This window comes from Leptospira soteropolitanensis, from assembly GCF_026151655.1.
Classification (GTDB): Bacteria; Spirochaetota; Leptospiria; order Leptospirales; family Leptospiraceae; genus Leptospira_A; species Leptospira_A soteropolitanensis.
Window position 1 is genome coordinate 377,401 of the sequence record NZ_JAMQPN010000002.1, and the last position, 16,502, is coordinate 393,902.

11 protein-coding genes and 1 tRNA gene are annotated in these 16,502 nt (G+C 39.1%); 4 read left to right on the forward strand and 8 right to left on the reverse strand.

Annotation, left to right across the window (positions count from 1 at the left end; genetic code table 11):
• Positions 1 to 5 precede the first annotated feature (5 nt).
• From ND811_RS06505 to ND811_RS06520, 4 genes are read right to left on the reverse strand one after another with little or no spacing between them, the layout of a single operon-like run.
• Positions 6 to 1,652, reverse strand: coding sequence for an acyl-CoA carboxylase subunit beta (locus tag ND811_RS06505; protein WP_265351291.1), 1,647 nt, complete (start codon positions 1,650 to 1,652; stop codon positions 6 to 8).
• A gap of 47 nt (positions 1,653 to 1,699) precedes the next feature.
• Positions 1,700 to 2,041, reverse strand: coding sequence for an STAS domain-containing protein (locus ND811_RS06510; protein WP_265351292.1), 342 nt, complete (start codon positions 2,039 to 2,041; stop codon positions 1,700 to 1,702).
• Entirely contained in the window at positions 2,038 to 4,785 is a 2,748-nt protein-coding gene (locus ND811_RS06515) for a SpoIIE family protein phosphatase (RefSeq protein WP_265351293.1), read from the reverse strand. Before ND811_RS06515 ends, ND811_RS06510 begins: the two co-directional genes overlap by 4 nt.
• 4 nt (positions 4,786 to 4,789) lie before the next feature.
• Entirely contained in the window at positions 4,790 to 5,101 is a 312-nt protein-coding gene (locus ND811_RS06520) for a hypothetical protein (RefSeq protein WP_004788640.1), read from the reverse strand.
• Between the two features lie 75 nt (positions 5,102 to 5,176).
• On the opposite strand from ND811_RS06520, the gene ND811_RS06525 reads away from it, so the two are divergent.
• From ND811_RS06525 to ND811_RS06535, 3 genes are all read left to right on the forward strand, one after another.
• Positions 5,177 to 5,249, forward strand: a tRNA-Ala gene (locus ND811_RS06525).
• Positions 5,250 to 5,363: 114 nt separating this feature from the next.
• Positions 5,364 to 5,903 (forward strand): peptide deformylase, encoded by a 540-nt coding sequence (gene def / locus ND811_RS06530; RefSeq protein ID WP_135744163.1) that lies wholly within the window; start codon positions 5,364 to 5,366, stop codon positions 5,901 to 5,903.
• 24 nt (positions 5,904 to 5,927) lie between these two features.
• Positions 5,928 to 9,173, forward strand: coding sequence for an efflux RND transporter permease subunit (locus ND811_RS06535; protein WP_265351294.1), 3,246 nt, complete (start codon positions 5,928 to 5,930; stop codon positions 9,171 to 9,173).
• 151 nt (positions 9,174 to 9,324) lie between these two features.
• On the opposite strand, the gene ND811_RS06540 is transcribed toward ND811_RS06535, so the two are convergent.
• Both ND811_RS06540 and tyrS read right to left on the reverse strand, forming a co-directional pair.
• Positions 9,325 to 10,515, reverse strand: coding sequence for a polysaccharide deacetylase family protein (locus tag ND811_RS06540; RefSeq protein ID WP_265351295.1), 1,191 nt, complete (start codon positions 10,513 to 10,515; stop codon positions 9,325 to 9,327).
• Between the two features lie 71 nt (positions 10,516 to 10,586).
• Complete coding sequence (tyrS, locus tag ND811_RS06545; protein WP_265351296.1) at positions 10,587 to 11,813, reverse strand: tyrosine--tRNA ligase; 1,227 nt, start codon at positions 11,811 to 11,813, stop codon at positions 10,587 to 10,589.
• 97 nt (positions 11,814 to 11,910) lie between these two features.
• Between tyrS and ND811_RS06550 the strand changes: the two genes are divergently transcribed.
• Complete coding sequence (locus tag ND811_RS06550; RefSeq protein ID WP_265351297.1) at positions 11,911 to 13,518, forward strand: glycerol-3-phosphate dehydrogenase/oxidase; 1,608 nt, start codon at positions 11,911 to 11,913, stop codon at positions 13,516 to 13,518.
• Between the two features lie 46 nt (positions 13,519 to 13,564).
• Here ND811_RS06550 and ND811_RS06555 read toward each other — a convergent pair whose 3' ends face one another.
• Together ND811_RS06555 and rpoD are read right to left on the reverse strand one after the other, a co-directional pair.
• Positions 13,565 to 14,665: an NADase-type glycan-binding domain-containing protein gene (locus ND811_RS06555; protein WP_265351298.1), complete on the reverse strand. Its 1,101-nt coding sequence runs from the start codon at positions 14,663 to 14,665 to the stop codon at positions 13,565 to 13,567.
• Between the two features lie 56 nt (positions 14,666 to 14,721).
• Positions 14,722 to 16,494 carry an RNA polymerase sigma factor RpoD gene (gene rpoD, locus ND811_RS06560; RefSeq protein ID WP_135744157.1) on the reverse strand — a complete coding sequence of 591 codons (1,773 nt, stop codon included), beginning with the start codon at positions 16,492 to 16,494 and terminating at the stop codon, positions 14,722 to 14,724.
• Positions 16,495 to 16,502: the final 8 nt, after the last annotated feature.

Genomic DNA, 16,502 nt, shown 5'->3' on the forward strand with positions numbered 1-16,502 from the left:
GGAAATTATTCAAACTCCCTTTGAGGACCGGACATTTCCGCCGGTTTGTATTTTGACATTAGGAAATTCAAGTTTTTCGATAATACGTTTCTTGTATAACCTGGTAAGATGATGGAGGAAACAGAACCAAGAGAAAGTGCTTCTTTCGGATTCATGAGTTCTTTTTCGTATCGTTGTCCGATTTCAAAAAGTTTAGCATCGCGAACGGCGGCGGCTTCTTTTTCACTCATTCCCTTTTTCACATTAGCCAAAAACTCTTTTTGGATACTGGTGATTTCATCTTTATAAACATACTCTTTTCCAGCAGGGCCCATAACCGCAATCCTTGCAGTCGGAAGCGCAAACACCATAGAAGCTCCCGTAAAATAGGAGTTAAATGTTGCATAAGCACCACCAAACGCATTACGAATGATGAGAGTGAGTCTTGGAGTTCTAAGGTCAATGATTGAATCGAGAAGTTTTCTACCTTCAAGAACGATACCATTATGTTCTTGGTCACGACCTGGTAAAAATCCCGTTGTATCTTCTACAAAAACCATTGGAATATTGTATAAGTTACAGAATCTTACAAAACGAGTTCCTTTGCGAGATGCTCCAATATCAATCTGTCCCGAAGATACGGCAGAGTTATTGGCAAGAAAACCAACCACATGACCGCCGATACGACCAAAAGCAGTTACGATGTTTCTTGCTCTTTGCGGTTGTAATTCAAAGAACTCACCATGATCACAGATTTGTTGTAAATAAAGCGTGATATCAAAAGGAGTGTTCATCCCTGTTGGGGAATTAAAAGTTTTTCTGAAAAGAATGTCTTCTTCGTAAATGAACCTGTCTACCGGATCCGAAGTTGGATAAAACGGCGCAAAACTATGGTTATTATCTGGTAAATACGATAAAAGACGAATGGCAGTTCGAAGCGATCCTAATTCATCACCTGTAACAAGATCAACTACTCCTGATTGGCCATGAACTTTTGGCCCACCCAAATCCTCTGCGGAAATATCTTCACCCAATACAGACTTAACCACACCAGGTCCGGTAAGACCAAAGAAAGTTCCATCACATTGGATCATAAAAGATCCTTGGCGTGGGAGGTAAGCCCCTCCACCCGCATTAAAACCAAACATAAGCATGACCGAAGGAACCACACCACTGATTTTACGAAGTGCGGTAAAGGCTTCGGAATATCCGTCCAGTCCACCCACTCCCGCAGGAACATAAGCACCTGCAGAGTCGTTCATCCCAATGAGTGGAATTCCGTGGGTTCCAGCCATTTGGATGAGGCGAGCTAGTTTACTTCCGTTCGTTGCATCCATAGAACCAGCACGAAGGGTGAAGTCGTGTCCGTAGACCGCCACATCGCGGCCTTTGATATTTAAAATTCCGGTTACAATGGAGGCCCCATCTAAGTTGGGTCCCCAGTTCTGATAAGTGATATTAGGTTCTTCGTCAGTAAGGACTTTGATTCTTTCCCAAACCGTCATACGGTTTTTGGAGTGTTGGACGCGAATTCTATCTTCGCCGCCACCAAGGAAAGGTTTCTCAATGAGTTCCTTTCCCAGTTTGAGAGCATCATCATAAATTCCGGTTTGGGTTTCCGGAGCCTTGGATTCTTTGAACGGGTTGTTTAGGGAATACTGCTTGGTTTCCATAAGTTTTTTTCCAATGTTTTGTTTAGGATCACTTAGAAAAGTGATTTTTAATTCAGAGCAGAGTCTAAATCAGGATAAATTGTAAATAGCTGCTGCATTCCAATGATATCGAATACTTTTTCTACCGCAGGTTGTAATCCGCAGATAGAAATGCTTATTTTTTGTTCTTGGCAAAGGCGAAGAGTTGTCACAAGCAACCGAAGTCCGGCAGAAGAGATAAAGGGCACATCGCTTAAATTGAAAACGACTGGTTTTCTTGCAGCACTCACAAGAGCCATTAAATCCTTTTCAATTTTATGTGTGTTGTGTACATCCAAATTACCTTGGACATGAACAATCACTTTCTCCCCAACCGCTTCCGAATGGATTCCAATTTTATCTTCGTTCATACGATAGTTTTCTCCAAATAGGTTATGTTTTGTTTCCCGTTGAAGTCGTAGGACACCTTGTCCATCAGAGTCTCCATAAGATAAACGCCAAATCCTCCCTTCCGTTCGCCCTTTAAATTGGCTTCTACAGAAGGTTTAGGAACTTTTTTTCTGTCAAAGGGTTTGCCTTCGTCAATCAGTACAACTTTAAGATTGTCTCCAAGGAGTTCCAACCTGCATTCAAAACTTGGATGACTTAGTTCCGTATCCTTATAACTATGCATGACTATATTGGTCGCGGCTTCATCCAAAGATATCAGAATATCATCGAATGCAAAGGGTTTTGTGATTTTCCCTTCTAAATGTTCAGAAATAAAGTCGCGTAAGTGAGGAATTTCATCTGGGTGAGCAGGAAACACTCTAGAAACCTCAAAGCTCGTGACTTCTGCAAATTTTAAAATCATTACAGTAAAATCGTCGTATTGCTCTTCCGACCTCGAAAATTTCCGGATATCATCGTAGACTGCCTCAACAATTTTTTGAGAAGAATCAAGCCTTCTTTGGATGATAAACTCAATAAAACGATCCAGTCCATACTCTTCCTCATCAGGATTTTTTTCTTCGATGGCACCATCCGTGTAAAATACCAAAATGTCGCCTGGTTCGATTTGGATTTCTCCACCTTGGTAATTTGTTTGAGGAACGACTCCAAGTGGGGCCCCTTTTCCTTTCAGAAGTTCGAAACTTCCATCGCTACGAATCCAAATCTGGTCGTTGTGGCCAGCTGACGCAAATTTTAAAGTCCGAGTTCGCCTTTGGTAATTGACTAGAAACAAAGTTACAAACATTCCGGACTGCGAATCTTCATAAATCAATTGGTTGGCACGAAACAAAAGTTCAGAGGGAGAAATGTCTGTAGTCCGAGATAAAGTTCGAATGATGGAACTAGACATTGCCATAAAGATTGCCGCAGGCAAACTTTTTCCAGACACATCAGCAACTAGAAAAGAGAACTGATCTTCCCCAAAGGAGTGAAAATCGTAAAAATCACCTGACACTTCTTTGGCGGCAACAGACATAACTCCCAAATCAAATAAAGGCGATTGTAACAAAGAATTTGGTAGAATATTATTTTGAATTTTTCTAGTAATTTCGATCTCTTTTTCGATCGATTTTTTTGTAATGATTTCCTGGTTCAAACGAAGGTTTTCGTAAGCTTTCGCTAAAGGAGAGGAAAGAGTCTTCAACATTCTTAGGTCAGTTTCATTAAAAGAATGGGCCGATTGTTTTCCGCTGACATAAAGTGCAGCACGTAAATTCCCTCCTCTGGGAGCGATCGGCAAAATCAAAAAATTTTTCTTTAAGGTATAAAACTCAAGTTCTAAAAAAGATTCCTCAAGCTGTGTAGTAACCACCGCCATCCGAGGATTTCCAGCTTCCATAAGGCTTAAAAAAAGGCGACTCTCTTGCATGGGAAAAAAAGACTCCCGGACAATGCCAAGTTGTCTTGCATACACTTGGATTCGGTTTTTATTTTTTTCCTCAATGATGACCATACCCGCATCTTCGCATGACAATTCTTTGGTGAGAATACTCAGAGTTTTTGACATAAGACCCAGTTCATCATGGGATTCTAGTACTGCCTGTCCCAAATCGAAAATGGATTCTAAAGTACTCAGTTTTTGTTTGAGTTCAAGGTTTGTCACATTCAGGTTATCGAGAAGTCTCGTTTTTTGAATGGCTACTGCACATGCACTGGAAAAAGACAAAAATGTATCAATGTCATCTTGACTAAAATTATTTCTGTCAATGGTATTGATCGCTTCAATGACTCCGATCACTTCATCTCCCACAATGAGTGGGCTTGCTAAAATATTTCTGGTAATAAAATTGGAAGCCTTATCTACATCCCGAAAGACACGGTTGTCATTTTGCGCATCATTTATGATCATGGGCTGTTTTGTTACAGCAACTGTTCCTGCAATTCCCTGACCTACAGGAACCTTTATTTTTGCAACTTCTTCTCTTTTCTCACCTGTCACTGTATGAAAGAGGAGATACTCTTTTTTATCATCTAACAAAAGCAAGGAACTAGCCTCAGTTCTAAAAACCGATTTCGCTGATTCCATTACCATTACAAGAACATGTTCCAAGTCAACACTGGTGTTGATAAGAACAGCCACTCGAATGATCTCTTCTAAAAAATACTGAAGTCGATTGTTATTATTATGAATATTGGCGTTATCAATGAGAAGAAGGATTGAGGTAGTAAGAGAATTAAAAAACTGAGGTTCCGCTTCTGAAAGGACAGTGTCTTTAAAAAGAGCATTGAGATTGGCACTAAAATAGTTGATTAAGTCTAAATCTTGTTCGGAAAAATTTTGGAAATGTTTGATTCCCTCAAGAACCAAAACTCCGAGCGCCAAATCTCCTATCTCATCTCCCACATAACAGGCAATATACGATTCGGCAACAGGTCCGTCCGAATCTTTGATATGAGATCCTTTTTTAATTAAAATACTTTTTCTGGTTTTAAAAACATGTTTAGCAATAGAACCAGCACTCGATTTGTCACCTACCAAACCCAAACGGCTCAAGTTTCCCCTTTCATTTCGGAAGTAAAAAGCCGCAGATTTTGCCGAAACTAAGCGTTTTGCTTGACCAAGGATAAAATGGTACAAGTCATCCAGTTCGGAAGATGAGGAAAGGTAAAATCCGCCTTCGTTATGTTTTCGAATGATCGGCGGAAGAGAGCTTGGTTTCAATGGTTTAATCTTTGTTAAATTTGAGTGATTCTTCTCTTAGTTTACGATTAGCATCTTCCAAAGACTTGATTTTGTCGAAGGCTGACATCAGCTCGTCTCGACTAAGATTGGATACCATGGAACTGGCTTGTACAGTTTCTTTCGCTTCCCGAAGTTCCATACGCGAATAATCAATAATCTGTTCGTACATACGGATGATTTCATCGGCATTGGCTAATTCTTGTTCATTGAGTCTAAGAACTTTTTCATAGCCTTTGATGATATCCGATTGGATTTTCAATTTTTTAGTCAGTTCTTCTACCGTATCTTGTCCCATAACATCTCTGGTTCCTTAGCCAATTTGGGATTCTGTTGACAGACAAACGCGTTCTCTCACCTTGGATTAGCACAAGGGGACGTAGCTCAGTTGGGAGAGCGTTTGAATGGCATTCAAAAGGTCGGGGGTTCGATTCCCCTCGTCTCCAAAATCCCTCCCGGAATTTCACAGTTCAAAGCCTCCCCTGTCAAATTCTTTTTCATTTGGATTGGAGATCACTTGATCAATCAGTGACCTTTTTCAATCTATTCCATATTAGATTATGGCTGTTAGAAAAATCCTCAAGATTGGTAATCCCTTACTCCGTCAAACAAGCGAAGACGTAACTGAAACCGAAATCCAAACCAAGGAATTCAAAAAACTGATCCGCGATATGTTTGAAACCATGCGTCATGCAGATGGTGTTGGTTTAGCCGCACCGCAAATTGGTGTTTTAAAAAAACTAGTAGTTGTTGGACAGGATGATGATAACGGAAGATACCCAGGAACTCCAGAAGTTCCAAACCAAATCATTTTAAATCCAGAAATTACTCCACTTTCTCCTCCAGGGGAAGGTTTTTGGGAAGGTTGTCTTTCAGTTCCGGGAATGCGCGGATTTGTAGAACGACCCAGTAAAATCAAAATGAAATGGCGGGATGAAAATTTCCAGGAACATGAAGAAATCATTGAAGGTTACAGGGCCATCGTATTACAACACGAGTGCGACCACCTATTCGGTGTTCTTTATGTAGATCGCCTCAAAAGTACAAAGTTATTTGGTTATAACGAAGACATTGATACTGCAGGTAAATTGTTAGATTAAAAAGTTTTCTCCTTAAGGAGTTTTATGGGCTCATCCATCGTTCAGTATTTTCTTTCCAAGAGTTTATTCGTAAACCTTCTAACTTTTCTCATCATTCTTGTCGGTGGGTTTACAGCTGCCACAATGAATCGGGAAGCATTCCCCAATATCAACTTTGACATTGTCAGTGTTACTACAGTTTATCCAGGAGCAGCTCCAGCCGATGTTGAAAAACTAGTTACAAAACCTTTGGAAGATGCAATTAAAGAAGTGGATGGAATCAAAGAATTTCGTTCTGCTTCCTTAGAAAACAGATCCGGTATCATCGTTACCATTGATCCTAATACAAAGAATACACAAAAAGTAGTTGATGATTTAAAGTCTGCCATTGACCGAATTCAAGATTTACCAGAAGATGTAGATGATCCCATCGTAACAGAAATCACAACAGCAAGGCAACCCGTCATAGAAGTTCACTTGTCTTCTACCACGAGAGATGGCAAACCGTTATTAAACGCAAAAGAACTGAGAGACCAGGCTAAAATTTTAGAAGAGAAATTAAAAGATCTCCCTTCTGTCGCAAGGATTACGAAACGCGGTTGGCGAGAACGAGAAATGAAAGTGGACTTAGATCCAGACAAACTTAGAGTCCTTTCTCTCTCCTCTACTCAAGTCATCAATGCCCTTAGGTTACGAAACATTAATTTTCCCGGAGGGAATATTAATGAAAAAACAAGAGAAATCATTGTCCGAACAGTGGGCGAATTTGATACAGCAGAAGAAATTGAAAATGTTTTTGTTCGTTCCAACGATGCAGGAAGGTCAGTGCGAATTCGAGATGTAGCTCGAGTAACGGAAGGATTTGAAGACTCTGAATATTTAGACAAATCCAATGGTGACATCGCCATAGCTTTAACTGTTATCAAAAGAGAAAAGGCAGATGCCATCACAGTCGTAGATGATTCAAAACAAGTGGTTGAAGAATTTATAAAGTCTACAGGCGGAACTGTCAAACACGCATTTGTAAATGATTTATCAAAATACATTAGAAGAAGGCTTGGGGTTTTAACTTCCAACGCTGTATCTGGACTATTCCTTGTGACCGCATCTCTATTCGTTTTTCTAGGATGGAGAATGGCACTAATGACTGCACTTGGAATTCCCATCTCCATTGCCATGACCTTTGTTGCCATGAACTATATGGGACTTACTTTAAACTTAATCTCAATGATGGGACTTATCATTGTTGTGGGTATTTTAGTTGATGATGCCATCATCATTTGTGAAAACGTTTACCGCCATTTGGAAATGGGAGAAGAACCTTTTGAAGCGGCCATGCGTGGGACAAGCGAAGTACTCGCACCCGTAACCGCTACAGTTACTACTACGATTGCCGCATTTGGGCCTATGTTGTTTATGACAGGGATTTTTGGAAAGTTTATCCACTCCATTCCCCTAGTTGTGATTTTATCCTTATGTAGTTCTCTTTTCGAAGCTTTCTTTATGTTGCCTTCTCATTTATATGATGTGAGTAAAGCCGGTGATATGAAGGGAGAAGTGAAAGAAGAGTCACATTGGTTCATTAAGTTTAAAGAAAGAACTTACTTACCCCTCTTAAGTTTTGCTTTGAAAAATCGCTGGAAGATGGTTGGACTCCTTATGGGTCTATTTGTATTTTCTATTGCCATCCAAGTAAAGTTTGGAAAATTCAAACTTTTCCCAGGAGCGATTGAAACCTTCCAAGTGAGAGTTACAGCAGAAACAGGACTGAAACTGGAAGAAACAGACCGTTTCATTCGTGTCATTGAAGATGCCGTCGGAAAACTTCCGAAAGGGGAAGTGGAAAATTACATTTCAAGAGTGGGTATCATTCAAAAAGATCCCAATGATCCTTTTACTAAACGAGGGAAAAATTATGCACAAGTCATGGTGTATTTAACCCCTGATGACAATAGAGATAGGTCGACAGAAAAAATCATCGAAGTGGTGCGACAAAACACCAAGTTTATGTTAAACGAAAAGGCACTCCAAATTTTAGAAGAAAAATTAGCCAAAGAGAATCTCGGTAAAAAAGAAGAGGAACCCTTACCTACTTCTGAAATACCAAAAGAATATCTTCCATTAAAAGGAAAACTGGTAAACCTAGAATTTGAAAAACTAGCAGGTGGTCCTCCTGTTGGAAAACCTGTGGCCATCGAAATCAAAGGAGATGATTTTGCCACTTTACTCAAAATTGGTGCTGAATACAAAGCTGCCCTTGCAAAAATCAATGGAGTCACAGACATAGGAGATGATTTTAACGAAGGAAAAGATGAAATCCGAGTATCAGTGGATGAAACCTTAGCCTCCTTTGCCGGTGTCAGCGTTCAATCGGTTTCCCTTGCCATCAATACTGCCTTACAAGGGACCGTTTCCACAAAAATTAAACGTGCTGATGAAGAAGTGGATGTCCGGGTTCGGTTTCCAGAAGAATACCGCTCCTCTCTTGCCCATCTAAACAAAGTATACGTCAATAACCTAACAGGAAATTTAATTCCTGTTTCTAGACTTACTAGTTATGATAGAAACCCCGGACGTGCCTCCATCAACCACCTTGACGGCAAACGGTTATTAACGGTTACATCCAATATTGACGAAACAATTTCAACATCAAGACAAGTCAATATGGAAGCCAAAAAACTTACCGAAGGAATCATTACCAAATACCCTGGCTATTCCGTACGTTTTTCAGGAGAAAACAAAGACACAGAAGAATCAATGGCCTCCCTCGGAAGAGCCTTTCTTGTGGGACTACTCATCATCTATATGATTCTTGCCTCACTCTTTCGTTCCTTAGCCCAACCACTCATAGTAATGAGCGCCATTCCTTTTGCTGTCATTGGAGTGATTTTTGCTTTTTTAATCCACGGGCAACCTTTTTCCTTTCTTGCTTTTCTAGGAATCATTGGGCTTGCCGGGGTGGTCGTCAACGACTCCATTGTCCTTGTGGATTGTGCAAATCAATTGCGATTGGAAAACCCAAACAAATCAACTTTTGAATTACTAGTGGAAGCAGGAAGTATTCGACTAAGAGCTGTTATGCTTACCACGGTTACGACAGTGCTTGGACTTCTGCCTACGGCTTATGGTATCGGAGGAAAAGACCCATTCCTTGTTCCAATGGCTTTAGCATTTGGATGGGGGCTTGCTTTTGCAACTTTTATCACACTCATTATGGTGCCAGTTTTCTACCTAAACTTATATACATTTAAAGATGCGATAGTTGCAAAATTACAATCGAGAAAAAAATGATTCGCATAAGAAAAAGTTTTTTCACTAATTTACTGCAACTAAATTGAATTCTTCAGCAGTAAACCAAGAAAATCTAGCATATGAAAATCTTATTTGGCAACTGCAAAATTTAGAAACTAATTACATTTTTAGAAAAATATTTTCTTAGAATTTAATCTTTTTTATCGTTTAGAACTTCGGATAAAGTTACAAATTTATATCCTTTTTCCTTCATTCGCTCAATGAATGTGGGAAGGATATAAATCAATTTATCAAATTTTCGTGGTCCACCTAAGTGCATCAAGATGATAGCACCGTTCATTCCGTTCGGATCTACTTTTTCCCAATTGTCTAAAAAAGTTAAGGTTTCCTCACCTGTTTTATAGTGCGGATTTCGAACCACTTCCTTTTTACCTTTAGATGTTTTTTTATACAAGAATTGTTTGCTAATATAATCAGGTAAATCAAGAGATCCTTTAGAGTTATTGGACCACATAATATGGTCGGTATAACCTAGACTTGCATGAGCATCCAAAATCAATTGACTAAGGGCTCCATAAGGAAGACGATAGTATTTCTTTAATTCTTGTTTGGTGAGTGAATAGAAGGTATCTTCCACACGTTTTAGCTCTTCTGCCATACGAGGGAGATCCAAAACCGATTTGGATAAATACTCAAGTACCAACCTCTTTTTTAACGAGGTTTCTGTTACAGATCTCTGGTAATTGAAATGGGACCAAGTGTGGTTGCCAAATTCCACCGATCCTGTTTTTGCCATTTTTTTAATATAATCTAAATTATTCCGAATAAAGAAAGAACCGTTAATATCAGAAGGTCTTTCATTCGAAAGAAAAAGAGTCACTTTGATTTTATGATCTTTGATATAGTTATATAAGACAGGGAGCTCTTCTCCGGTTGCTAAATCAAAGGTAAGGGCAATTTCTTTATGGGATTCATTTCCACGAAGGATATTTCGGCCTTTCGAATTTTGACTGACTTCTTTTAAAAACTGTATGTTTTCTTCGACTTGTTTGGCAAGTTCTGTATCAGGTTCGGTATCCCCCGCCAGTGCATATTCTTCTCGAAGCTGCTCTTGGTACATAAGAGAAAAAAGCGATTGTTCTAATTCTCTTAAGTTTTTTTCTTTTTCTTTAACTTCTGTTTCTAGTTTGGTAACACTGAGACTTAAATAAAGTAAATACCCACAAAGAACAAGGACCGTGATTCCGACAAAACTCAGAGCGGAAATGAGAGCTAGTTTCTTTAACTTTTTTGCAAACAGCCGGTCTTTCTCGATATCCTGGGAAAGTTCATGAACAATATCTTGAATTTCCTTTTCTTCGTCTGTCGGATCGAGGGACATGAGGGTATTTAGTTTTCCTTATTTTCTAATATCGGATTTTGACCTGTCGTTCTAAAACAGGCCGAAATTCCTTAAGTCTTTATCTTTAAAAATTTTCCTTTCTTCCCTTGGCGGATTAGGTATTCCTTCCCTGGTTCCAATGTGAAGCCAATATCAGTGATTTTTTCCTCATCCAAATACAAGCCGCCGGCCTGAATGAGCCTGCGCCCTTCCGACACACTGGGAATGAATTTTAATTGAGAAAGAATATAAACAAGAAGTGGCGGTTTTTCAGAAAAATAAGAAGGATCCAAAGTTTCTGTAGGTATCTCATCAGGAAGAGCTCTGTTTTTCGTATTGTGGATGGCAGTCCACTCTTCCACTGCTTTCCTATTTTCTTCTTCTGGATGGAGTTGGTCCATCACTAGGAGAGCCAGTTCCGTTTTGACTTCTTTCGGATGGAGGGTTTTCGAACGAATCCCTTCCTTTCTTTTTTCCATTTCCGTAACAGGAAGGTCGGTCAGTAACTCAAAATAATTCCACATGAGGTCATCGGAGATCGACATGATTTTCCCATACATGTCAATGGGTTTCTCTGTGACACCAACATAGTTTCCGAGAGACTTTGACATTTTTTTTACTCCATCAAGTCCTACAAGTAGAGGTAGGGTAATGACAGATTGTGGTTTTTGTCCGTATTCTCTTTGTAAGTCGCGACCGACTAACATATTAAACTTTTGATCGGTTCCTCCAAGTTCCACATCTGCTCTCATCGCAACCGAGTCATACCCTTGGACAAGCGGGTATAAAAATTCAATCATAGAGATAGGAGTTCCTGCTTTGTGACGTTTGGTGAAATCGTCTCTTTCCAACATTCTAGAAACTGTATATTTTGATGTTAAAATCAAAACATCCTCGAATTTCATTTCCGAACACCAATGAGAATTATAAACAATTTTTGTTTTTTTAGGATCTAAAACTTTAAAAACTTGGTTTTGGTAGGTTTTGGAATTTTCCAATACCTCTTCTTTTGAAAGTCGCTTTCTTGTTTCTGATTTTCCTGTTGGGTCACCAATCATAGCCGTAAAATCACCGAGCATAAAACAAACTTCATGACCGAGGTCTTGGAAATGTTTCAACTTTCGTAATAATACAAAATGGCCTAAATGCAAATCGGGAGCTGTCGGATCAAAGCCAGCTTTGATGGTAAGGGATGGTTTGGATTTAAGCTTTTCTAAAAGTTCTGCCTCACTGATGATCTCAACAGTTCCTCGGCGTATGATGTCTAATTCTTGGTTCAATTCTCTTTCAGTTTTCATAACAAATTCAAAAATTTTCGATGGTCGAAATGGTGACTTTTGACAATACTAACCGTATAATCTCTATAGGCAACCACCAAAGTACGTAAAAACCCTTATGAATCATTTAGATGAAAGAAAACAAACCCTAAAACAATTAGAAGCAACGGACTACGATATCTTAGTTCTTGGCGGTGGAGCCACTGGGTCCGGCACGGCACTCGATGCGGCGCTTCGCGGCTATAAGGTAGCACTCCTAGAAAAACAAGATTTTTCAGCGGGAACCAGTTCTAGGTCCACAAAACTCATCCACGGTGGTGTTCGCTATTTAGCGCAATTCCATTTCAAATTGATTTACGAAGCACTTTCAGAAAGGAAACGGCTTCTCATCAATGCTCCCCACCTTGTTAAGCCACTCCCATTTGTTTTACCAACCTATGTATGGTGGGAAAAACCTTTTTATTCCATTGGTCTTACCATGTATGATATTCTTGCTGGTAGGTCAGTTGTACCAGGACATGAAAGGATTTCCAAAGCAACTGCATTAGATTACTTTGCTTCCTTAAAAAAAGAAAATCTCAAAGGAGGAATATCTTACTACGATGCTCAATTCAATGACTCAAGACTCAATGTCACAACAATAAGAGCTGCAAAAGAAAATGGAGCAGATGTCCTTTCACGAATCGAAGTGATTTCCTTTTTAAAAGATACAAAAGGAAAAATCATCGGTGTGACAGCAAAAGACCTAATCACCAAAAAGAAAATTACAATCAAAGCCAAGGTGGTTGCTAATACTACAGGGGTTTGGATTGATTCTCTTCGCAAATTAGATGATCCCAATGCTGAAAATGTCCTAGCCCCAAGCCAAGGTATCCATCTCGTTTTCGACAAAGACAGGTTACCTTGTCGCACTGCCATGATCATCCCAAAAACCGCAGACGGACGTGTCGTTTTTGTGATCCCTTGGGAAGGAAAAGTTCTCTTAGGAACCACAGACACAGCCATTCAAAAAATAGAGGAAGAACCTCTTCCTCTTAAGGCAGAAGTAGAATTTTTATTAAAAACAGGAAATGATTATTTAGATACTAAATTAACAAAAGAGGATATTGAATCTGTATTCTCTGGTTTACGCCCTCTCATTTCCACAGGAGATAAAAAAGATACGAAATCAATCTCAAGAGAAGAAGCCATTCTTGTTTCTGATTCTGGCCTTGTTACGATGTCGGGAGGGAAATGGTCTACCTTTCGAAAAATGGCGGAAGATCTGACAGACAAACTAATTTCTGTGGGAAATCTTCCACCTAAAAGGAATTGTGTGACGGCAAGTTTTGCCTTCCCCGGAGCAGAAGGTTATTCCAAACACTTAGTTGCTAAAATCCAAACCATGTATGACCTTTCCTATGATACAGCAGTTCGTTTGGTGGACGCATACGGTGGTGAAGTTTCTTTTATTCTTGGAAAACAGCCTAAAGAAATCAAAAAAGGCACAGGTTACTTTGTCGAAGAAATCAAACATTTTGTAAAAAAGGAATTTGCACTCTCTGTTACCGATGTCCTTTCCCGAAGATGGAGACTTGTATTTTTGGACTTAAAACTAGCGGAGTCTTTAGCGGTTCCTGTGGCCAATGCGCTTGCCAAAGAATTAGGTTGGAAAGAGACGGAAAAAAAATCCTCTTTAAATGAACTACTTAGTCATATCAAAGACCTAAAGAAAACAATCGCTTAACAAAAGATTTGAATCACACCTGATTGGATGGATTAGTTCATCCAATCTACTTTGGTCTAGGAAGTTCATAATGATAAAAAGTCCTTCCTGATTCCTTTTCTTTTAAAACTAACAGAAAATGGGTTTTGGGATTAAACACCTCAGAAAATCTTGTCCCCAGTTTGGTTTTGAAATTTTCATAATCTTCATCCCCCACCTCGGCTCGTTTAAAAATCCAAGAGATGTTTCTTTCGATTCCACCCCCATCGTAATAACTCAAATTTAACTCTAGTCCTTCTTCCGAAGATTGTAGGATGGTATAAGTTCCCACAATGGATGGTAAAAAACCTAAAGGATCACCTTCCCCATACATCTCTGAAAAACTAAAGGTTTGATCGGCCTTAAAAAAAACTGGAAGGATGGTTCCTTGGTCATAAAATAAAATGGTACCCTTTTCATTGGCCAAAATAAGTTGCCTAAATCCGGCATAATGTCTTTCTGCTTTTCCAAATTGTTCAATGGTTCTTTTGATTTTATCAAATGAAACCCAAGGAAAGGATACAAAATTTTCCTTTTGGATTTCTCCAAATTGAAGTTCAGAAATACAAACACGTCCAGTCGAACCCAAACCATAGGTTTCTAAAATTTCCAAACGAATCACATTTCCTTGGAACTTGGAATCCAAATCCATTACTTGAAATCCAGATTTTCCAAACTTGGGTTTGTTTAATTCCAAATCGATTGTTGATTTTATTTTTAGTTTGGATTTTAGATCTTCTGTTTCCATATCGAATGTTGTGATTCGAAGTTTCTTAATCGCATCATTTGATTTTAAATCAAGAGCTGATCTATGAAATCCACTCAGTATCTGTAAAGCGGAGAACTGTGAGTAGGATTGTAAATAGAGAGTAAATCCAGAACCAACTTCTTTTGCATTGGCACAAAAGGCAGTGGTAGTTTTGTTATCCAATGCAAATTCAGGACTGAACTTCCAAGGCTCTTCAGGACTTACCTGGCCAACACTTTGTGTCCGATTGTAATCGAATTGTTTTTCGGATCCCTTACATTGAAAAAGGAAAACCAAAACTAGAATGAATGGGAATAAGATTCGAAAAGAATTTCTTATGAAGGGAATTAAAGGAAAAAAAATGGAGCGGTTCAGACTCATGGACTTTCAAACCATGAATCTGAACGAAACTTCAATCAAGCGAAAAACAAATTCACTCAATCGATATAGTCTTTGAGTTTTTTGGACCGGCTAGGGTGACGGAGCCTACGAAGAGCTTTTGCCTCGATCTGACGAATCCGCTCTCGAGTCACCTTAAACTGATAACCTACTTCTTCTAAGGTTTGCGCATATCCGTCATCCAATCCAAATCGCATACGAATGACCTTTTGTTCCCGCGCAGGAAGCGTTTGTAAAACTTGACGGATTTGTTCCGAAAGGATAGAAGACGCCGCTGAGTTTAACGGGGAAATCACTTCCTTGTCTTCGATAAAATCTCCAAGTTCCGAGTCTTCTTCCGAACCAACGGGAATCTCAAGAGAGATTGGCTCCCTTGCTACGTTTTTCACCGCTTTTACTTTTTGCACCGGCCAACCAAGTCTTTCTGCAATTTCATCATTAGATGGATCACGACCAAACTCTTGGACAAATAGTCTTGTTTCGCGAATCACTTTGTTGACTTGTTCAATCATGTGTACCGGAACACGAATTGTACGAGCTTGGTCAGAAATGGCACGTGTGATGGCTTGACGAATCCACCAAGTGGCATACGTAGAAAATTTATAACCTTTTTTGTATTCGAACTTATCTACGGCGCGAATAAGACCGATGTTTCCTTCTTGGATGAGATCAAAGAAATGCATACCACGGTTCGCATAACGTTTCGCAATGGAGACCACCAAACGAAGGTTTGCTCGCACTAATTCTCTTTTGGCTTGTGCAATTTCCCTTTCGCCTTTGATGATTTTTTCACCCCAGTCTTTGATTTCCCCAACAGGCGAACCTGCTTCCTGTTCCATACGACGGAGTTTTCTCTCGTTATTGCGAATGTCTTTGATGACTTCTCTAACTTCATCAATATCACAACCCATCATTTTTTCGATTTCATCTAGGTTTTCATTTTTTTCGATGAAACGGTTAAGGGCTTTGATTTCACGAACATCATGTCCGTATTTGGCTTTGATTTTTAGGAAATGTTTTTCGATTTCCTTAACTCGGAAAACCATTGATTTGATCTTTTGTGAGATCTTTTGGATTTCTTTTTGAGAAACTCCAATTTTTCGAATGGCTTCATCAATTTTGCCAGTAGATAAATCGATTTTTTCTTTTAGTTCTTTGAACTTCTTAGAATTTTCTGAGTACTTACGAATGCGGTTTGTGGATTCGTTGAGTACTTTTTCATCCTGTTGGATGAGTTCCATGTTTTCAAAAAATACTTTTTCTAATTTGTCCGCTTGCTCCTGGTTGAGTGCGTACATTTTATCCACTTTCACCAAGTCATAAACTTTGATTTTTTTGGATTTAATTTTGGGAATGAGTTTTGCAAAGTTTTGGCGTAGTATCGAAGAACTAAGTATGGTTTCTTCAATGATTTTTTCTCCCTTCTCAATCCGTTTGGCGAGAAACACCTCTGTTTCTCCAGAGATAAGAGATACTTTACCAATTTCTTTTAAATAAAGGCGAATAGGATCTTCAGAACTAGAGGAAACATTGGACTCTCTTTTTTTACGTGCCGGTTTCTCTTTTGTTTCTTTCGTAGTTTCTTCTTTGGTAGTTGTTAGGGAACTTGATTCTTCCAAGGATTTTTTAGAATATTCTTCTACGATTTCAATCCCCATCTCGTGTAACAAAGTAAAGACATCATCAATCTTTTCGGAATTTAATATTTTATCCGGAAGTATTTCATTGATTTCATCATAAGATACCTCTCGATTTGCTTTTCCGATCGAGATGATCTTTTGTACTTCTGGTAGGCTTGCTAGATTTTCCATTCTACCCA